The following is a 19807-nucleotide window of genomic DNA, read 5'->3' as shown; positions in this document are numbered from 1 at the left end:
TTCTCATAGTAAAATAGAGTAGAAATTCTAAGAGGATATACGGTTAAGCGAGAGGTGCAGCAGATGCACCTCTTTTATGTGAATAAATAAAAGAGACAGCGCCAAGAGGATTGGAAGAAAGGGAATCAAACTATGAAAATTCTGTATCTCAGCCAGCACTTTCCGCCAGAAATTGGAGCAGCCCAGGGAAGAGCGTACGATATGGCAAAAAACCTGGTAAAAGAAGGCCATGAGGTAACGGTTCTTACGACGTTTCCAAATCATGAAAGGAACCGTTCACTTTTTAAAGAAGAAACAAAAGAAGGCATACAAGTTCGCCGTTCCTTTCGTTTTCAGGATACGAAAAAAAGCTCGAAAGCAAGGCTTGCTAACTATTTTTCCTTTATGTTTTCAAGTATCATCAGCGGCTTATTTGTTAGAAAAACAGATGCAGTCTATGCTTCAAGCCCCCATCTGTTTACGGCAGCATCCGGGTATGTTCTCAGCCGCCTGCTCAGAAAGCCATTTATTCTGGAAGTAAGGGACCTGTGGGTGGATTTTGCTACGATTCTGAGCCAGTTTTCCAATCCGCTCCTGCTTAAGTGGGCCAGGAAGCTGGAGAATTTCTTATATCAAAAGGCAGATCATATTATTACAGTTACTTATGGATACAAGGAGCATTTAATCAAGCAAGGGGTAGATGGACGAAAGATCGATGTAGTCACAAATGGTGTAGATATAGAAGATATACAGTCGGCTGCCAGTGAAGAAAAGGAAGAGATTCGAAAAAAGCATGAGCTTGGAAACGACCTTGTTGTCTTATACGCAGGAAACATGGGAGCGGCCCAGGGACTTGATGTGGTGCTTGACGCTGCTAACATACTGGGTCCAGAAGCAGGAGTAACATTTTGCTTTATAGGAGAGGGAGTGGAGAAAGACCCCTTGAAGGCGAAAGCAGATTTCGAACACATCCCCAATCTCTTGTTTCTTGACAGTATGAATAAAGAAGAACTTATGCCGTACTATCAGGCAGCTGATCTCTGCTTAGTCACCTTGAAAAACCACCCTCTTTTTCATATTACCATTCCTTCCAAAGTGTTTGATTGTATGGCAGCTGGAAAACCAGTCTTAATTGGCGTAGGGGGAGAAGCGACGGATATCGTGCTTGAAAATGAAGCTGGGATCGCCTTTGAACCTGGGAACGCAGAAGAACTTGCTGAAGCTGTGAACAAAGCGGTGAAAAATAGAGAGTGGATCAAGGAGCTTGAGAGCAACGTCAGCGAAGTCGTGAAACAAAAGTATAATCGCAGAACACTTGCCAGGAAGCTGAGCGGCATTCTTGAGAACGTGGTAAAGGGTGAAAAAAATGACTAAAGCAGTGGTGCTCACAACCGTTCATCCGGCATACGACGGTAGAATTTATTATAAGCAGTGCAGGACCCTTAAGAGAGCAGGGTACGACGTAGAACTCATTGCCCCGGAACCGGAAGAGTACGAGGATCAAGAAGTACCAATTGTTCCCCTTCCAAAAGCGGGCAGCAGGTTATCACGTCTTCTTCTTTCATTGAAAGCAGTAAAAGCTGCCAGAAAGCGGAAAGGTGATATTTATCATTTTCATGATCCAGAGCTTCTGCCTGCAGGTGTCCTCCTGCGAATCTTAACGAGAAAGCCTGTGATCTTTGATGTTCATGAGCACTACCCAAATGCGATTATGAGCAAGCCTTACCTTTCAAAGCCTGCCAGGGTGATGATGAAAAAGGTGTTTGAAGTAACCGAAAGGGTGTTGCTTCCCTTTTTATCGGGTATAGTGGTGACGACGGAGGAAATCGGGGAGAGGTATAAGAAGTACAGGCATTGTAAAGTAGAGAATTATCCATTAAATGAATTGTTTCCTGCGCCTGACCTTTCAATGAAGGATGCGACACAGCTTGTATATGTAGGGGGCATTACGGAAATCCGGGGAGCGGCAGAGCTTATTGAGGGCTTTGCCAAGGTGGTAAAGGCCCGTCCTGATGCCCACCTTACTTTTGTAGGGTTCTTTCAATCTGCTGAATTTGAGAAGAGGATCATGGAATTGATCAATTCTCTTGAGATAGAAGACCATGTTACCTTTACCGGAAAGGTTTCCTACCAGAAGGTCCATGAATATTTGGAGCATTCATCCATCGGACTGCTTCCATACCTTCCGGTACCAAACCATGTCGTCTGTCTGCCGAATAAGCTCTTTGAATACATGGCCACCGGGCTGGCAGTCGTTTCCTCAGACTTTCCCAACTACCGAAAAGTAGTGACAGACTATCATACAGGCGAGCTGGTGAATCCAGAATCCCCGGAGGAAATCGCAGATGGAATGCTGAAATTAATGGAAGATGAAAAAGAACTGAAAGAAATACAAAAGCGGGCGCTGAAGGCCTTTGAAGAGTCATACAGCTGGGAATCGGAAGGAAGGGTTCTTCTCCGCTTTTATGAAGAATTGCTTTCAAAGCAGAAGAAATGAGAAAAAGGATATATGTATAAGATTATGGGAAAATAAAATAATCCTTGATTGTACCTGCCTTGCTGATATACTTAGTAATGGTACAATAAAGTATATTTTTAAGGAAGGTGTGGACGGTGGAGCCATTATATGAATATTTTATCGCTTTATTTATCGCTTTTATCGTCACGATAGCCACTACACCTTTAGTGAAGAAGCTTGCACTTAAAGGCGGATTTGTGGACCAGCCTTCTCAACGAAAAGTGCATGAAGATTCCATGCCGCGAATTGGCGGATTAGCGATCGCCTTTGGGGCCGTGGCCGGGCTGATCTATTTACAGCCACCTTTTGAATTTTTCTGGCCTATTACGATAGGTGCACTTACGATACTCATTCTCGGCTTGATTGATGATAAATATACACTCTCCCCAAGCAAAAAGCTGTTTGGGCAGATGGCTGCCGCAACCATTGTAGTGGCAGGCGGATTACAGATTGAATTTATTTCCCTGCCGTTTAACGGCTATATAGAGTTCGGATTATGGAGCTATCCTTTTACGATTCTATGGATTCTTGCCATGGTAAATGCCATTAACTTAATTGACGGTCTGGACGGACTGGCAGCGGGTACCAGTTCAATTGCCTTAACGATATTGTTTATGATGGCATTTACGGACGGGCAGATTCTTGCGGCAGCCCTTGCCATTGTCTTAGTGGGAAGCGGGCTTGGATTCTTAGTGTTCAACTTTCACCCTGCTAAGATCTTCATGGGTGACACAGGATCCATGTTTCTCGGATACTCGATATCGATTATTTCCATGGTCGGTTTATTTAAAAACCTGACACTGTTTACTTTGATTATCCCGATTATTATTCTGGCAGTGCCGATCTTTGATACGTTCTTTGCGATTATCCGCAGGCTTCTGAACAAACAGAAGATATCCACGCCGGATAAAGGACACTTGCACTACAGGCTCCTTGCTCTAGGTTTCAGCCACCGGACAACTGTTTTAATCCTGTACGGGGTGAGTATATTCTTTGGCGGCGCAGCGCTCGTCTTTTCAGAAACAGCGTTATGGATGTCTATTCTAATCATTCTCTTTCTGGGATTGTTAACCCAGGTCATGGCAGAGTGGATTGGGATACTTGGAGAACGGAAGAAGCCAATCTTCAGCCTGGTGAAGAAGTTAAAAAAGAAAACATTGTTGCGACAATAATAAAAAAGGAAGCATCATCTGCTTAGACAGTGATGCTTCCTTTTTCGTTTTTCTAAAGACGAAGCAAAGAGACTGACAGAACCAGCAAAAAGAAACGACTTAATTGATCAGATGTGTGGGTTGGTTGGTCAAAAACACCCTCGCTTGCACCTAAAGGCATAAGTGCGACATCCGTTCAAGCTTCATTTCATTCGCATTCACGGTGTCTTCTATACCGCGGGCAAGGCTTCAGCTAATCGGGGAAGATCACCCCGATGGCTCTTCAGCCCTTGCTTTTCCCGCAGGCGTCTCGTGATTTTTGCCAACTTTATAATGAGACTCTTTTATTCCAATGTCTTTATAGCCAGAAAAAACCTCCATTCACGTCATGAATGGAGGTTTTTATAATTATTGATTCTTACTCATACCCATTTGCTTCCTGGGCAGAGTAAGTGTGAGGCTCTTCAATCATATCCAAGTGTACTTTCAACCGTTCTCTGGCTTCCTGAAGAGAATCCTCAGATACCTGGTAGTAGTACACGCCGTTTTGCGTTAAATCATTTCCACTTAAGTTCACCGTTTCAATGGAATCTAATGACTGAGCATAAGGATGTAAGCTCAGAATATTTCCCAGGGAAAGGTTTGTTGACATATTGTTTCCAATTTCATCAAGGACATCGTCATATCTGGCTACCGATGAAATCGATCCTGCTCTGCGGATGACAGCTTCCATGACTTCCTGCTGACGCTCACCGCGCCCAAGGTCGCCCCGAGGATCCTGCTTTCTCATTCGCACGTAACCAAGGGCTTCTTCGCCGTCAAGATGCTGGCGTCCTTCTTCAAAGTACACCATATTGGCGCTTCCCTCTGTCCCATGGGTTTCAAAATCAAACGGCACGTCTACTTCTACGCCGCCTAAGGCGTCAATGATATCGACAAAGCCGTGAAAGTTCATTTTTGTATAAAAGTCTACCGGAATATCCAGCATATTTTCAACTGTATCAATCGTAAGATCCACTCCGCCAAAGGCGTGAGCATGATTGATCTTATCTCTGTTCTGGCGCCCTGGAATATCAACCAGTGAATCCCGTGGGATGCTGAGAAGCTTAATGGAGCTGTCTTCTCTATTAAAGGTTGCCAGGATCAATGCATCTGCTCGTGAATTCTCATTTGGATCATCGGTATCAACCCCTAGAAACAGGACCGAGAAATGATCCTTTGAAATATCCACAGCTTCATCACGTTTCTCCGATTTCTCACCACGGGCAAGATCTTCCTGCATATCTGATGCGGTGGTTACCACTTTATATCCTAAATAAGTTCCAAATAAGGTCAGCGGAAGAACAATGACAAGCAGAGGAATGAAAATCCACCGTTTCATTTTCCTCTTCTTCCGAGCCTCTTGCCTTCGTTGTTCCATACGTCCCATAGGCTTAAACGCTCCTTTAAGATTCCTTCGTCCAACGTCTATTTCTTAGGGTACACACTTTACCCTCCGTATATTATAAGAGAATATCATTCATATATCTATAAATATTTTATCAAATTGTGTAGAATGATAGGTCTTGACTATGAATCTGGCATTGGCAGACAGAAGGAAATCATAGTAAAATAACAGCTTACAACTAACGACAGGTGATTCATAATGAAGGGAAATAGGAAATGGTGTGTGACAGCTACAGCCTGGTGCCTACTCATAGCAATGGCAACACGTCATACGGGGTTTACAGGTGAATCAACAGGACAATTGCTTGAGAATCCTTTGATTAATCCAGATATACTTAATTATATCATAAGAAAGCTAGTTCATCTTGCAGCCTTCGGCCTGCTAGCTGTCTTCTTTTGGCTGGCGCTTAGAGGGAAAAGATATCAGTACATATTGGCCTGGGGGCTGGCCACAGCCTACGGTGCCATTGATGAATGGCACCAGACCTTTGTGCCAGGAAGAGACGGAGTATTTTCCGATGTGTTGATTAATTCAGCCGGGGCCTTGATTGCATTAAGCTTTGTTTATGTAATCCAAGCAAAAATGGAGAGAAAGTAGAAAAACCCTTGGAGCAGCTTCCAGGGGTTCTCTATTATCCAAGTCTTCTTCGCCGGGCCATCCTTGAATTTTCAGGATAAGAGGTTTCTTCTTTGGGAGAAGACAGTAACCACTCAGCCCCTTTATAAAGGAAGAAAGCCGTATAAACTGCCGTTAAATTAATGACCATATCCATGATTAAGCCGTTCCTGCCAAAGAAAGGCTGAAGGACCTCCAAAATAATAGAAAGAAAGAGGGCAATCGCAAGAGCCATTCTTTGGGATCTAAAGGACATAAGCAGCAGAAGTGTCATAATAAAAAAAGCAAATAGATGTCCGATCTTTGATAAAAGGAACAAATGATCAGAGAGATTGAAGACATAGACTGAAAACTCAGCTCTCCAATTAGTATGTGGGTCGAAATGAAAAGAAAAGCCTTTCCCGCGAAGTAACACATCGCTGATTTTATTTGTTAAGTTAAATGCTATGGTAAAGAGAATCCAAGAAAAGCATAAAGTGTACATAAAAATCCTGGTTACGTTTTTCATTTTCTTGTTTTCTCCCTTTCTTCAAATAGCAAATATAAATTAAGTATTTCCTAGTGTATAGCAATTTACACTTTATTCCAATAAGTCTCTCATCTCAAATAAAAACGGATGTCGAAAAGAGCTTCGACATCCATTTTATTAGTCTACATTCAAATGATCTTTCAGTTCTCCTGATACTCGTTGCCGTTCCTCTTCCGGAACCTCCAAATAATAAACACCATTAATTCTTGTTCCATTGCCGCTAATCTCAAACTCTTCAAGGTCATGGCGTGCCTGGCGGTAATTTGATTGAAGGTCTCTCATTTCCTCAAATGTCAGGTTCGTTCTTACGTTGTTTCCTAAGGCATCTAAAATAGAACCGGCCTTTGTTACTGAAGAAATCTGAGCTCCTTCATGAATGACAGCATCCACAAGCTGACGCTGGCGTGTATTTCGTCCAAAGTCACCGTCAGGGTCATTTTTTCTCATTCGTACATAAGCAAGTGCTTCATCGCCATCAAGCTCAATTTCCCCTTCGGAAAAATCATACCCTGATTGCTCAAAGGCAAAGGCGTTATCTACAGTAACACCGTCAACCGCATCAACAATGTCTTTAAATCCATCCATATTTATGGAAACATAGTAATCTATCGGAATATCTAAAAAGTTTTCTACTGTATCCATGGCCATTTCCGGGCCGCCGAAAGCAAAAGCATGGTTGATCTTATCCTCGTTGCCACGGCCAACCATTTCTGTGCGGGTGTCCCTTGGAATACTTACCATTTTCATAGACTCCTCTTCAGGATTAACTGTCAGGACAATCATGGTGTCAGAACGCCCTCTGGTCGATTCCTCCGCATCGATTCCAAGGATAAGAAAAGACAATGGTTCTTGCGAAGAAAAATCAACATCTCGTAAATTATTACTTTCGCGAATCAATGGTTCATGCATGCTGTCGGCAGTATTAGAAATAGAAAGGTATAAATAAAGAGCATATCCGCCGATAGCAAGGATGACAGCCCCAGCTAAGCTGAATAAAATGATTAGTAGTTTCTTCATAGATTGCTTTCCTGCTTTCTTAAAGTAATAGTTCATTCCTTTACAATTATAGGAAGGGGGTTGAGATTATACAAGAAAAATTTACAATAATAGTGAAAGGTGTGTTACAATTCTTATATTGTTTTAGGGAATTGTAACTATTTGTAAAATATAATATGGAATAACAGCAGGAGGAAGGTATGGAAGAAACAATCAGCTTGAAAGAGATACTCGAAACGCTAAAAAAAAGAATCGTCATGATTATTGCAATCATCCTGGGAGCAGTGGGAATCAGTGCTGCAATCAGCTTCTTTGTGTTAACGCCAATTTACGAAACATCCACGCAAATTCTCGTAAACCAATCTCCAACTGAACAGCAAACGTATTCTACCAGTGATATTGATACAAACCGTGAACTGATCAATACATACAACGTCATAATCAAAAGTCCCACGATTTTAGAAAGTGTTAGAGAAGAGCTTGGTTTAGAGCGTTCCTACAATTCATTAAACAGCCAAATTAACGTGGCAGCTGAAGGCGACTCACAGGTGGTCTCGATTTCTGTCCAAGATCCAGATCCGGTAATGGCAGTAAATATCGCCAATATGACAGCGAATGTTTTTGAAAGAGATATCGTAAACATTATGAGTGTTGATAACGTTAGTATTCTATCAACAGCTGAACTAACAGAAGAAATGTCCCCTGTCTCCCCGCAGCCTATGCTGAATATGGCGATTGCCTTTGTTGTTGGCTTAATGGCAGCAGTGGGATTGGCATTTCTATTAGAATTCCTTGATAACACGATTAAAACAGAACAGGATATTGAACGTGATCTAGAGCTTCCTATCTTAGGGGTTATTCCGGAAATGGATGCCAATGATCAGAAAGCAGCCAAACCATACCGAGAAGAACCAGGGAGTGAGAAGGTTAATGCTCAAAAAATTTCGTAATAAAAATGAACAAGGAACTAAGACAAGAACGTTAATCGCTAAGGAACAGCCGCGGTCACCGATAACAGAGCAGTTTCGCACGATTCGCACAAACATTCAGTTTGCGGCAGTTGATGAAGAAGTGTCTACCATTATGACCACCTCAGCGGGACCAGGGGATGGGAAATCAACCGTAAATGCAAATTTGGCTGTGGTGTTGGCTCAGCAAGGAAAAGGGGCTCTTCTAATTGACGCTGATATGAGAAAGCCGACGGTTCATTATACTTTTAGGCTCCCAAACCATGTAGGACTTAGTAATGTTGTAACCAAACAAATGACTTTACAGGAAGCGGTACGTCCAACAGATGTAGAGGGTTTAGATGTGTTAAGTTGCGGGCCTATTCCTCCTAACCCATCTGAACTATTGGGCTCAAGGATGATGAAAGAACTACTAAGTGAAGCAAAGAAGACCTATGAATATGTTATTCTAGATACTCCACCGCTACTTGCTGTAACAGATGCCCAAGTACTTGCAAGTATTTGTGACGGTGTGGTGCTTGTGGTAAGCAGCGGGAAAACAGTGAAAGACGAAGCTGAGAAAGCGAAAGAATTGATAGAGAATACGAATGCAAGACTATTAGGTGCTGTGTTAAATAGAAAAGAAAAGAAAACGAGCAACTATATGTATTATTACGGAAGTTAACCACATACAGGAAATTTAACAAATAACTTCCATTTATTTAACATTTGGTATATACTGTATTTTGTTAGTTTCATAGTAATAGGACTTTTGTATATAAAAAGAGGAGGGTGTTATATGATTGATATTCATTGTCATATCCTTCCGGATACCGACGATGGGGCAGCCCATTTAGAAGAAAGCAAAGCAATGGCTCTAAAGGCATTAGAAGAAGGGGTTACAACAATCATCGCTACCCCCCATCATTACAACGGTACGTACTTAAATCCTAAATTTGATATTTTCCAAAAAACAAAGAAACTAAACGATGCCTTCAAAGCAGAAAACATTCCTCTTACTGTATTGCCTGGCCAGGAAACCAGAATTCATGGAGACCTAATAAAAGGATTAGAACTAGGAGAGATACTGACACTTGCTGATGGAGGTCTTTATTTATTTGTAGAGCTGCCGAGTGACCATGTGCCCAGGTATACGCCAAAGATGTTATACGACATCCAGCAGCAGGGTGTGATTCCGATTATTGTTCATCCTGAAAGAAATAAGGAATTGATTGAGCAGCCGGGAATGTTATATGAACTAGTGAAAAACGGGGCAGCCACCCAAGTAACTGCTTCCAGCATTACGGGCGATTTTGGGAAAAAGGTGAAAACTTTCAGTATGCAATTAATAGAACATGAGCTTACTCATTTTATTGCCTCCGATGCCCATGGAACCAAGAAACGTCCTTCGCGAATGAAAGGGGCATTTGAGGAAGTTGAACGAAAGTTTGGTGTGGATGCTTCCTATTTCTTTAGTGAAAATGCTGAATTTCTTGTTAAAGGGCAGTATATTGCCATGAATGAACCACAACGCATAAAAAAGAAAAAAGTATTTGGTTTGTTTTAGAAAGTGATATAACTTTATTTATAAAATTAAGTAAGACAAATTTTCGCTTTTCGTATCTAACTTCTACACCAAGTCGCTTGGAATTCCTCCCTCCTTCGATTATCAGGGTGATCTTGATGGAAGGTCCAAAATCTATCACGTCTGTGCAGGGCGTTTGCGCTTTTCTATTGGTTTAGTTACAGTTTGCAGACCTTCGGGTCGCTTCAAGAAACACACTTGATGGCGAAGAGCACCATTCGGTGTTCTCTCCAGCGCCTGTCAGGTCTACCGGCAAAGCTTTCACTATTCTTTATAGGTGATGTCTCCTTACCTTTAATAACGGAGATACTCGGCCGTGCTGTGGGGTAACACCTTAGGCGCTTGTCGCCAAGGGTGCGGTGTGAGGTTAGGTTAAATGCCTATTTACAAAAGTTAAAAATATAAATAATGCCTGGGAGTGCCAAACATTGGTGGAACCAGGCATTATTTATATTTTCGTAAATAAAAGACAAAAGGAGTGATAGGTTTGAGTTCATCTACATTGTTAAAGGATTCATCAAAGAAAGCAATTCCCTTAACGTATAAAAAGAGAATAGCTACGTTGATGACCATTGATACACTTATTGTACTAACGGCTGTATTCATAGGGGGATATTTATTATACTCGCCTGAATACATCTGGTCAGCCATTCTATTTGCAAGTTCAGCTACACTGGTTATTTCTCATCACATTCTGGCACATTTTTTTAAATTATATAAGCGTGTTTGGGCTTATGCGAGTGTGAATGAGCTTGTAGCTATTTTTCAAGCTGTTTCCTTAACGATTCTTATTACAGGCATTATGCAATTTGCTTTTTTCCAGACTCTCCATATAAGAACGTTAATTGTAACCTGGATGTTACATATTTTACTCATTGGGGGATCTCGCTTTGCCTGGAGAATCTACAGAGATGGATACTTAAAAGATAACAAGGAAAAAACAAGAACCTTAATAATTGGAGCAGGCGGAGCGGGTACGCTTGTGTGTCGTAATATACAACAATACAAAGATACAGAAATGCATCCTGTTGCTTTTATTGATGATGATATATCTAAGCAAAATTTAGAGGTGCTAGGCCTTCCAGTTGCTGGAGGGGTCGATGATATTTCAAGAGTCGTAAAAGAATATGAAGTAGAGCAGATAGTCATTGCAATTCCCTCTTTAAAGAAAAAAGAGTTACAGAGAATATATGAAGAATGCCAGAAGACCCAAGTGAAAACTCAGATCCTTCCTTCTGTTGAAGGTCTTTTAACTGGTAAAGTCTCAATAAAGCAATTCCGAGATGTTCAAGTAGAAGACTTGCTAGGAAGAGAACCTGTGGAACTTGAGACTGACAAAATTGGAAAAAAGCTCAATGGTAAGACCATTTTAGTTACAGGGGCTGGTGGCTCGATTGGTTCTGAAATATGCCGGCAAGTTTATAAGTTCGAGCCAGCCACTTTAATTCTCCTTGGTCATGGGGAAAACAGTATTTACAGCATTGAAATGGAATTAAACCAGTTGAGTGGAGTAACAGATATTGTTACAGAAATTGCTGATGTACAGGATCGGGAAAGAATGTTTGCTGTAATGGAAAAACACAGACCAGATGTGGTTTATCATGCAGCAGCTCACAAGCATGTCCCGCTTATGGAAAGAAACCCACACGAAGCGGTCAAAAATAACGTGATAGGCACGAAAAACACGGCAGAAGCATCTGACGCTGCTGGTGTTACTTCTTTTGTAATGGTATCGACAGACAAAGCAGTAAATCCAACGAGTGTAATGGGAGCAACAAAGCGAATTGCCGAAATGGTGATTCAGCATTTGGACATGGTTAGTAAAACGAAGTTTGTTGCCGTGCGCTTCGGGAATGTTCTTGGAAGCAGGGGGAGTGTCATTCCTTTATTCACTAAACAAATTAAATCAGGCGGGCCAGTTACGGTAACTCACCCGGAGATGGAACGCTATTTTATGACAATACCAGAAGCTTCAAGATTAGTACTTCAAGCAGGAGCGCTTGCTGATGGTGGGGAATTGTTTGTGCTTGATATGGGTGAACCAGTCAAAATTGTGGACTTAGCAAAAAATCTCATTCGCTTATCAGGATTTTCCGAAAGTGAGATTGAGATTAAATATTCTGGTATGAGACCTGGAGAAAAGTTATTTGAAGAGCTGCTAGGAAAAGATGAAGTTCACCAAGAGCAAATTTACCCTATGATTTACCGAGGAAAAACACCGGAAGTGAATGTAAATGTTATTTATGATTTACTTAATGAATTTGAAGATTTCTCTATTGACACGTTACGAGAAAGAACGTTAGATATTGCTCACTTTAGAGTAGAACGACTTCAGATCTTAAAAGAAGTAAAGTAGTTATTCAAGAAGAAGGAGTGTTTGATTAAAAAATGTACTTAAAGATAAAGCGGTCAATAGATTTTCTTCTTTCTTTTATAGGCTTGGTAGTATTAGCACCAGCATTCATGTTACTAATACTAGCTATTAAGCTTGACTCAAAAGGACCAATTTTATTCAAGCAAAAGAGAGTGGGAGTTAACAAAAGCCATTTTTATATATTTAAGTTTCGAACAATGAGAATAGATACTCCAAAAGATACACCAACACACTTATTGGATAATCCAGAGCAGTACATTACAAAAGTGGGGAAATTTTTAAGAAAAACGAGCTTAGATGAGCTTCCGCAGATAATAAATATATTACTTGGGCAAATGTCTATTATAGGTCCCCGTCCAGCCTTATGGAATCAGTATGATTTAATAGAGGAACGGGACAAATATGGAGCAAATGACATACCGCCTGGTCTTACTGGCTGGGCTCAAATCAACGGGAGGGATGAGCTTCCCATAGAATTGAAGGCTAGATTAGACGGAGAGTACATAGAAAAGTTCAGTTTGTGGATGGATATAAGGTGTTTCTTTGGGACTTTTATTAGTGTAGTAAAGAGTGATGGAGTTGTAGAAGGCAAAAGGGAATCAACAAATCAAGAACAAAAAAGTAAAAAGGAGTCTGTGTAACTATGAAAAGGATATTAATCACCGGAAAAAATAGTTACATTGGAAATAAATTTGAGAATTGGGTTAGTCAATCCCCGGAAATGTACGAAATCGACAAAATTAGCGTAAGAGATGAAAAGTGGAAAAATGTTGATTTCTCCTCTTATGATACTATATTACACCTGGCTGGCATTGCACATGTTTCGAGGGACCCAAAGATGGAGGAGCTGTACTATCAGGTTAATCGAGACCTTACTATTGAACTAGCGAACAAGGCAAAGGAAGAAGGGGTTACCCAATTTATCTTTATGAGCAGTATTATCGTTTATGGAGATAGTTCTTATGAAAACAAAGTGATCGATCAAGAAACAATTCCCAAGCCAAGTAACTTTTATGGTAATAGCAAGCTTCAAGCAGAGGAAGGAATTAATAAATTAAAGGATAAGAACTTTAAGGTTGCGATTATACGACCGCCGATGATTTATGGGAAAGGCTCCAAAGGAAACTATCCTAAGTTAGCCAAAGCTGCTCAAAAGTTACCTATCTTCCCCGACATTGATAACCAACGAAGCATGCTTCATATAGATAATCTATGTGAGTTTGTGAAATTAATGGTTATTAATCAAGAGTCAGGACTCTTTTTTCCCCAAAATAAGGAGTACACAAAAACTAGTGAAATGGTTCAGTTAATTGGAGAAGTACACGGGAAGAAAGTTTATTTAACAAAAATATTTAACCCAGTCATTAAACCGTTTGTTCAAAAAATAGAAGTTTTAAATAAAATATTTGGGGATTTAAAGTTCTCAAAAGATATGAGCCATTACAAAGAAAACTATGTTGTTAAGGGTCTTGAAGATAGTATTAAACATACTGAGCAATTATAGATGTTAAATAATCTCTAATGGAGTGTAGAAATGAATCCACAAGTTACAGTTTTAATGAGCGTATATAATGAAAAGTCTCACTTGGATGAAAGTATTAAAAGCATTCTTAACCAGTCATTCAGTGACTTTGAATTTTTAATAATTGATGACTGTTCCAATGATGGAAGCAATAAGATAATTGAAGAGTATGCAAAAAAAGATAAAAGAATAAAGTTAGTACGAAACAATACAAACAGGGGATTAAGTTACAACTTGGCAGAAGGAGTAGATTTGGCTAGCGCTCCTTGGATAGCTAGGATGGATGCTGATGACATAGCTTTTCAAAACCGTTTGTCCACTCAAATCAATTTTATAAAGCAAAATCCGGACATAGATGTAGTAGGGAGCTTTGTAATAGACATTGATAAAAGTGGGAACGAAATTGAGTTAAGAAAGGTACCGACTACACATAGTAAAATAGCTAAATTAATATGGACTTGTCCGTTTATACATCCAACAGTTTTATTCCGAAAAGATGCCATAATTAGGGCGGGGTCATACAATAGGAGATTAAGAAGGCGTCAAGATTATGATCTATGGTTTAGATGTCATGCAGAGAAACTAAAATTTCATAATTTGGAAAAACCACTCTTATACTATCGTTCAACAGATGATTACTATAAAAAAAATAATTTTAAAGTCCAGTTACAACAAGTAAAAATGGGCTTCAGTGGTGCAAGAATGGTAAATGCTTCACCAATGGCTTATTTAGGTATTACTATAGCTTTTTCAAAGGGCATATTACCCTATAGAATTAGAAAGCCAATAAATAGATTATTAAAGAATTGTGACCCTAGAAGAGTTTAATTTTATCCGAAAAAATGAGCCCATTATCGAATTTTATATTTTTTATTTATTTTATATTTTTCTAGAAAGCAATTAACTAAAGTGAAATATTAAGGCTTAAAAGTGTGTAGGGTTAAACACTGGTAGCTGTGTTAACTCTAAAACTGTTTAAGGAGAAATGGAGAAGTCTAATATGAAAAAAGTTTTGTTCTGTGAATCCGGGTATAATAGGTTCTATGGTGCACAGCAATCTCTTTACAATTTTTTAGTGAATGTAGACAAAGAAAGTATTGAAGCTGTGGTTCTTTGTCCTAACAAAGGTAAGTTCACTGAAGAAATCAATAGAGTTAATATACCTGTTGAAATAGTATCTTATCCTAAAGTTTTAGATAAAACTGGAGAGGAAGCCAAAAGTACAAATTTAATTACAAAAGTTAAAATGCTGATAGGTGGCCTTCGTTATTTAAAAAAGTACATGAAGTACTTTAAAAGAAACAAAGTTGACCTTGTTTATTGTAATGATATTCGTTCAATCCTCACTTGTGGATTAGCAGCAAGATTATCAGGTATTCCTGTTTTATGGTATGTAAGGATAAATAAAAAGCTTGGAGTATACAATCATATAGGAGCAAACATAGCAAGCAAAATCGTAGTAATAGCTGATAATGTAAAAACTATTTTTAACGATAAATATATTTTTAATGCTAAAGAGAAATTTTCCACTATTTATACAGGGATTAATTTAAAAGAGGTTGACTCAGTTGAAGAAACAGGTTCATTAATCAAAGAACTTAACCTTTCACCAGAGATAAAATTAGTTGGGATAATTGCATCTATCCAACCAAGAAAAGGGCAGAAAGATTTAGTGAAATCAATAGTTAGTTTAAAAAAGGAGCGTTGTAAATCAATTGAAAACACTAAATTTTTAATTATAGGAGATACCCAAGATGTTAAACAAAAAGAATACCTAAAAGAAGTTAAGGAAATAATTAAAGAGAACAACTTGCAAGAAAATGTATTATTCTTAGGCTGGAGGCAAGACGTTCTGCAAATATTGAAACAAATACACTTGTTAGTTCTTCCATCTTATAGCGAAGGATTACCAAGAACGGTTCTTGAATCATTAGCTTGTAATTGTCCGGTTATTGCTACTAATGTAGCAGGGACTGGAGAAATCATTAACCATAAGAAAAATGGAATGTTAGTTAGCCCTGGAGATATTGAGGGTTTAGCAAAGTCTCTTAAATACATGCTTGAAGATAACCGTAGACTCAATAAAATGGGAAATGAGGGGAGGAAGACAATAGAGAAGAAGTTTGAAATGGAGAAATATATTAGTGAACTTAAGGAAATAGTTATTAAGACAGCTAAATAGGTAATTTATTTAAATTAGGGTGTTTTTGAAAACACCCATTAAGTAGAAGGGAAATACAAAGTATGGACGTGGGGAAATGATACTTTATATCGCTTTAGCTTTAACTATAGCTATTTGTGCAGAATTGTCAGTTAAATTAAAATCTAAACTTCTTAGAGTGGTTAATATAATAATCATAATTGTATTACCCTCTTTTTTATTTGCAGTAAGATATGATATAGGAACAGACTACTACAATTACCTAGCTATCTATAATAGGGCTAAAGATAATATTGAAAGTAGAATTGAGTGGGGTTATTATGCTATTAATTCTGTTGTGGCAAGCCTAGGGGGTAGTGCTCAGGTTGCATTTTTTATAATTGGATTAATCATGTTTTCTTTTTTATATCTTGCAATTAGGCACTATAATAATATATTAAGCCCGGGGCTAGCTATGTTTGTCTTTATGTTAATGTACTATCAGATGTCATTTAATACTATAAGACAGGTTATTACCATGACAATCGTTTTATACAGCATAAGGTTTATACAAGAAAGAAAATTATTCAAGTTCTTATTTATTATCTTTATTGCATCAAGTTTTCATAATTCAGCTTGGATATTTCTTCCAATTTATTTCTTGTATCCCTTCATAAAAAAACAAAAAAAAGTATTTGCAAGGGTTTTAGTTTACGGCTCTATAGTATTAATAATTATAGGATTGGATACTATACTGGCACCCGTGCTTAGTAATGTCGAGAGTTTAGATTATTATCTGAGGTACTTGGATGAAGGAGATATGGGCACAAGTTTAGGGTTTGTAATTCGGAGCTTACCATTTATCATTATTGGAATTTATCTATCGCCACGCCTAAGATCAAATACTTATTTTACCTGGTTCTTTTTCCTTTACATTATCAGCATACTTATGAAGTTTACCCATATCGTGGGAGCCAATTATATTAGTCGAGTGGCATGGAATTTTGAAGTGATTTTAGTATTGTTGGTCCCACTCTATATTAGGGAATTAAATAAAAAAAGGGAATTTTTAGTCAGTTGGTTATTAATATGCTATATAGTAATTCATTGGTGGTATATATATATCTATGCTGGTAGTCATGAAACGGTACCATACCAATGGATTTTTAATCAGTAGGTATAATATACCTTCACTAGAGATTTTACAAAGTAGGTTCTTATATGAAAAAGAATAATCAATTAACACATAAAACTCTTAAAGGTTTAATATGGAGTTTTATTGACCTAATGGCGAACCAAGGAATTCAGTTTATTATACTAATTATACTAGCTAGGTTACTTGTTCCTGAACACTTTGGACTGCTTGGTATGGTTATGATATTCGTAGCCTTATCACAAACTTTAGTTGACAGTGGATTTAGCCAAGCCTTAATTAGAGAAGAAAAGGTTGGACAAATAGATTACTCAACAACATTTTACGTGAATTTATCTCTTTCATTAATAATTTTTTTAATGATTTTTAATTTAGCCCCACTCGTAAGTGGTTTTTTTAATGAACCACAATTAATAGAGGTTTTAAGGGTTATTAGTTTAGTTGTATTATTTCAAGCTATATCAATAGTTCCAAGGACAATTCTTATACGCAAGGTAGATTTTAAAACACAAACGAAGGTTAGCATAACTGCGAGCATTTCTTCGGGCGCTATTGCTATTAGTATGGCATTATTGGGTTTAGGCGTATGGAGTTTAATATTTCGTATCCTTATACAGAAAGCAGTAGAAGCAATATTGTTGCTTTATATAAATAAATGGTTTCCAACTTTTGAATTTAGCGTATATTCGTTTAAGAAATTTTTCACTTTTAGTTGGAAATTATTAGCTTCCAGTTTAATTGATACTAGTTATCGTAATATCTATTATGTGATTATTGGTAGAATGTATACTACAGGCGATCTAGGATACTATACTAACGCAAAACAATTTAGAGATGCTATTAACCAAGGCATTACAAGATCTATCCAGAGAGTGACATATCCGGTGTTAAGTAGTGTTCAAACAGAAGAAGCCAAGCTGAAATATGGATTTAAAAAGTTAATTCGCATAACTGGTTACGTTTCATTTCCAATGATGCTAGGGATGGCGGCTATAGCGCAACATTTAATCGTATTACTTATGGGTGAGCATTGGGAACCTGCTGTCGTATACTTTCAGTTACTATGTGTGGCGGCAATATTATACCCAATGCATGCGATTAATTTGAATATACTAAAAGTAAAAGGTAGATCAGATCTTTTTTTGAAAATAGAAATATTGAAAAAGGTAATAACCACCATTGCAATTATATTAGCAATACTAGGGAATATTGGAGTGGTTGGTTTTATTTTAGCTGCGATTGTAACAACTCATCTAGCTTTATTTATTAATACCTATTATTCAGGTAAAGAAATTGATTATGGAACGAATGAGCAGATAAGGGATTTACTTCCTTCATATTTATTATCCTTCATAATGGCAGGTGTTATTTACTTACTAGGAATTTTTATCCCTTTTCATTCTATGCTAGTTATAACGTTTCAAATCTTTGTCGGAGCCTTAATTTATGTGGGTATAAGTCGCTTATTAAATTATAAAGAGTTTTACGAAGTCGTTAGAATGATTAAGCCGTATATTTATAAATTATATAGTAGCTTGCTCAAAAAAAAGAACTATAAGCACTGAATATCCAAAGCTTTGTATCTATAAGATTAAATCATTAAAGAAAGTAGGTTTTAAGAATTGAAAAAGAAACTTCTTTTATTAGGTGGTTCTACTCAGCAGGTTCCCGCTATAAAGAAAGCGAATGAGTTGGGATATACCACGATTGTTTGTGATTATCTAACAGATAATCCAGGGCAGGAACATGCTGAAAAGTTCTATTGTATTAGTACTACGGATAAAGAAAAAGTCCTTGAAGTTGCAAAAAAAGAAGCAGTAGATGGAATAGTTGCTTATGCCTCGGATCCTGCTGCTCCAACTGCTGCCTACGTAGCTGAGGCTATGGGGTTACCCACTAATCCCTATAAGTCAGTACAGATTTTATCAAATAAAGATCTTTTCCGAGATTTTCTCAAAAAAAATCATTTCTTTACACCAAGAGCTAAAGGGTTTAACTCAGTTAAGGAATTCATGGCTACAATCTCAACATTTAATTTTCCCCTAGTTATTAAACCAGTTGACTCCTCTGGAAGTAAGGGTGTTAGTATTGTGCACAATAAAGAAAAAATTAAAGATGTGGTCAACCATGCATTATCTTTTTCTCGGACAAAAAGGTATATAGTGGAAGAGTACGTAGAAATGGAAGGTTATCAAGTAGCGGGGGATGGGTTGGTGGTAAATGGTAAGTTGGTGTTTAGGTGCTTTGCAAACGACCATTTTAACCCTTTTGCATCTAACCCCTTTGTACCAATCTCGGCAAGTTTTCCTTATAATAGATCTACCGAAATACATAATAAAATTCATAGTGAAATTCAACGCTTGATTGATCTCCTTAATCTAAAATCAGGAGCATTCAACTTTGACATTAGAGTAGATAAAGAAGATAACATATTCTTAATGGAAGTCGGGCCAAGAAATGGCGGGAATTTTATCCCGCAGGTTATTAAATATGCAACGGGAATAGATATGATTGAGTCTACTATTAAATCCTCCTTAGGTGAAGATCGTGACGATATAAAAATGGTGGAGCCCAAAGGTTTTTGGAGTTATTATGCTATTCACAGTTTAAAAAAAGGGACACTCACTGAAGTGAAAATCAACGAAAAAGTAAAGAAGGAAAACGTTGTTGAGGAGTATTATTATTATGAAAAAGGAGAAGAAATTCCTTTGTTTACAGGTGCCAATAAGGTTATTGGTATATTAATATTAAAATTTGATTCAATGAATCAGATGCTTAGCATGATGGATTATCCAGAAAATTGGCTAGAAGTAAAAGTTGAAGAGTGAGAAAGGTAATTTTAATAGGGGGT

General features: G+C 38.1%; 18 protein-coding genes. 15 read left to right on the top strand and 3 right to left on the bottom strand.

All coding sequences use genetic code 11. The annotated features are described in order from the left end of the window. Positions 1-132: 132 nt before the first annotated feature. The 3 genes from ACFPU1_RS01535 to ACFPU1_RS01525 all read left to right on the top strand — a co-directional run bounded on the left by ACFPU1_RS01535 (position 133) and on the right by ACFPU1_RS01525 (position 3669). Positions 133-1353: a glycosyltransferase family 4 protein gene (locus ACFPU1_RS01535; protein WP_385937748.1), complete on the top strand. Its 1221-nt coding sequence runs from the start codon at positions 133-135 to the stop codon at positions 1351-1353. After that, positions 1346-2476: a glycosyltransferase family 4 protein gene (locus ACFPU1_RS01530; protein ID WP_385937745.1), complete on the top strand. Its 1131-nt coding sequence runs from the start codon at positions 1346-1348 to the stop codon at positions 2474-2476. Before ACFPU1_RS01535 ends, ACFPU1_RS01530 begins: the two co-directional genes overlap by 8 nt. A 116-nt stretch (positions 2477-2592) precedes the next feature. Then, positions 2593-3669 carry a glycosyltransferase family 4 protein gene (locus tag ACFPU1_RS01525; protein WP_385937742.1) on the top strand — a complete coding sequence of 359 codons (1077 nt, stop codon included), beginning with the start codon at positions 2593-2595 and terminating at the stop codon, positions 3667-3669. A gap of 397 nt (positions 3670-4066) precedes the next feature. On the opposite strand, the gene ACFPU1_RS01520 is transcribed toward ACFPU1_RS01525, so the two are convergent. Beyond that, on the bottom strand, positions 4067-5077 hold the full coding sequence (locus ACFPU1_RS01520) for an LCP family glycopolymer transferase (protein ID WP_385937739.1): 1011 nt from the start codon (positions 5075-5077) through the stop codon (positions 4067-4069). 216 nt (positions 5078-5293) lie between these two features. Between ACFPU1_RS01520 and ACFPU1_RS01515 the strand changes: the two genes are divergently transcribed. Then, complete coding sequence (locus ACFPU1_RS01515; protein WP_385937736.1) at positions 5294-5692, top strand: VanZ family protein; 399 nt, start codon at positions 5294-5296, stop codon at positions 5690-5692. A gap of 34 nt (positions 5693-5726) precedes the next feature. On the opposite strand, the gene ACFPU1_RS01510 is transcribed toward ACFPU1_RS01515, so the two are convergent. Together ACFPU1_RS01510 and ACFPU1_RS01505 are read right to left on the bottom strand one after the other, a co-directional pair. After that, on the bottom strand, positions 5727-6218 hold the full coding sequence (locus tag ACFPU1_RS01510; RefSeq protein ID WP_385937733.1) for a VanZ family protein: 492 nt from the start codon (positions 6216-6218) through the stop codon (positions 5727-5729). Positions 6219-6356: 138 nt separating this feature from the next. Next, a complete protein-coding gene (locus tag ACFPU1_RS01505) occupies positions 6357-7256 on the bottom strand; it encodes an LCP family glycopolymer transferase (protein WP_385937730.1) in 900 nt (299 codons plus the stop codon). Positions 7257-7435: 179 nt separating this feature from the next. Here ACFPU1_RS01505 and ACFPU1_RS01500 point away from each other — a divergent pair, with 179 nt between their 5' ends. The 11 genes from ACFPU1_RS01500 to ACFPU1_RS01450 all read left to right on the top strand — a co-directional run bounded on the left by ACFPU1_RS01500 (position 7436) and on the right by ACFPU1_RS01450 (position 19784). Continuing rightward, a complete protein-coding gene (locus ACFPU1_RS01500; protein ID WP_385937727.1) occupies positions 7436-8185 on the top strand; it encodes a YveK family protein in 750 nt (249 codons plus the stop codon). Further along, positions 8166-8867 carry a CpsD/CapB family tyrosine-protein kinase gene (locus tag ACFPU1_RS01495; RefSeq protein ID WP_385937724.1) on the top strand — a complete coding sequence of 234 codons (702 nt, stop codon included), beginning with the start codon at positions 8166-8168 and terminating at the stop codon, positions 8865-8867. The genes ACFPU1_RS01500 and ACFPU1_RS01495 overlap by 20 nt, the downstream gene beginning before the upstream one ends. 114 nt (positions 8868-8981) lie before the next feature. Further along, on the top strand, positions 8982-9749 hold the full coding sequence (locus ACFPU1_RS01490) for a tyrosine-protein phosphatase (RefSeq protein ID WP_385937721.1): 768 nt from the start codon (positions 8982-8984) through the stop codon (positions 9747-9749). A gap of 583 nt (positions 9750-10332) precedes the next feature. Then, a complete protein-coding gene (locus ACFPU1_RS01485; RefSeq protein ID WP_385938235.1) occupies positions 10333-12123 on the top strand; it encodes a polysaccharide biosynthesis protein in 1791 nt (596 codons plus the stop codon). A gap of 32 nt (positions 12124-12155) precedes the next feature. After that, positions 12156-12782: a sugar transferase gene (locus tag ACFPU1_RS01480; protein ID WP_385937718.1), complete on the top strand. Its 627-nt coding sequence runs from the start codon at positions 12156-12158 to the stop codon at positions 12780-12782. Positions 12783-12784: 2 nt separating this feature from the next. Beyond that, positions 12785-13645, top strand: a complete 861-nt coding sequence (locus ACFPU1_RS01475) for an NAD-dependent epimerase/dehydratase family protein (protein WP_385937715.1) — start codon at positions 12785-12787, stop codon at positions 13643-13645. Between the two features lie 30 nt (positions 13646-13675). Then, a complete protein-coding gene (locus ACFPU1_RS01470) occupies positions 13676-14491 on the top strand; it encodes a glycosyltransferase (RefSeq protein ID WP_385937712.1) in 816 nt (271 codons plus the stop codon). Positions 14492-14663: 172 nt separating this feature from the next. After that, positions 14664-15845: a glycosyltransferase gene (locus ACFPU1_RS01465; protein WP_385937709.1), complete on the top strand. Its 1182-nt coding sequence runs from the start codon at positions 14664-14666 to the stop codon at positions 15843-15845. A gap of 76 nt (positions 15846-15921) precedes the next feature. Further along, a complete protein-coding gene (locus ACFPU1_RS01460; RefSeq protein WP_385937706.1) occupies positions 15922-16980 on the top strand; it encodes an EpsG family protein in 1059 nt (352 codons plus the stop codon). A 44-nt stretch (positions 16981-17024) separates the two neighbouring features. Next, positions 17025-18521 carry a lipopolysaccharide biosynthesis protein gene (locus ACFPU1_RS01455; RefSeq protein WP_385937703.1) on the top strand — a complete coding sequence of 499 codons (1497 nt, stop codon included), beginning with the start codon at positions 17025-17027 and terminating at the stop codon, positions 18519-18521. Positions 18522-18578: 57 nt separating this feature from the next. Beyond that, entirely contained in the window at positions 18579-19784 is a 1206-nt protein-coding gene (locus ACFPU1_RS01450) for an ATP-grasp domain-containing protein (protein ID WP_385937700.1), read from the top strand. The last annotated feature ends 23 nt before the right edge of the window (positions 19785-19807 follow it).

This window comes from Thalassorhabdus alkalitolerans, assembly GCF_042656525.1.
In the GTDB taxonomy this organism is placed as follows: Bacteria; Bacillota; Bacilli; order Bacillales; family Marinococcaceae; genus Thalassorhabdus; species Thalassorhabdus alkalitolerans.
This window is presented reverse-complemented; position numbering and strand designations above follow the sequence as displayed.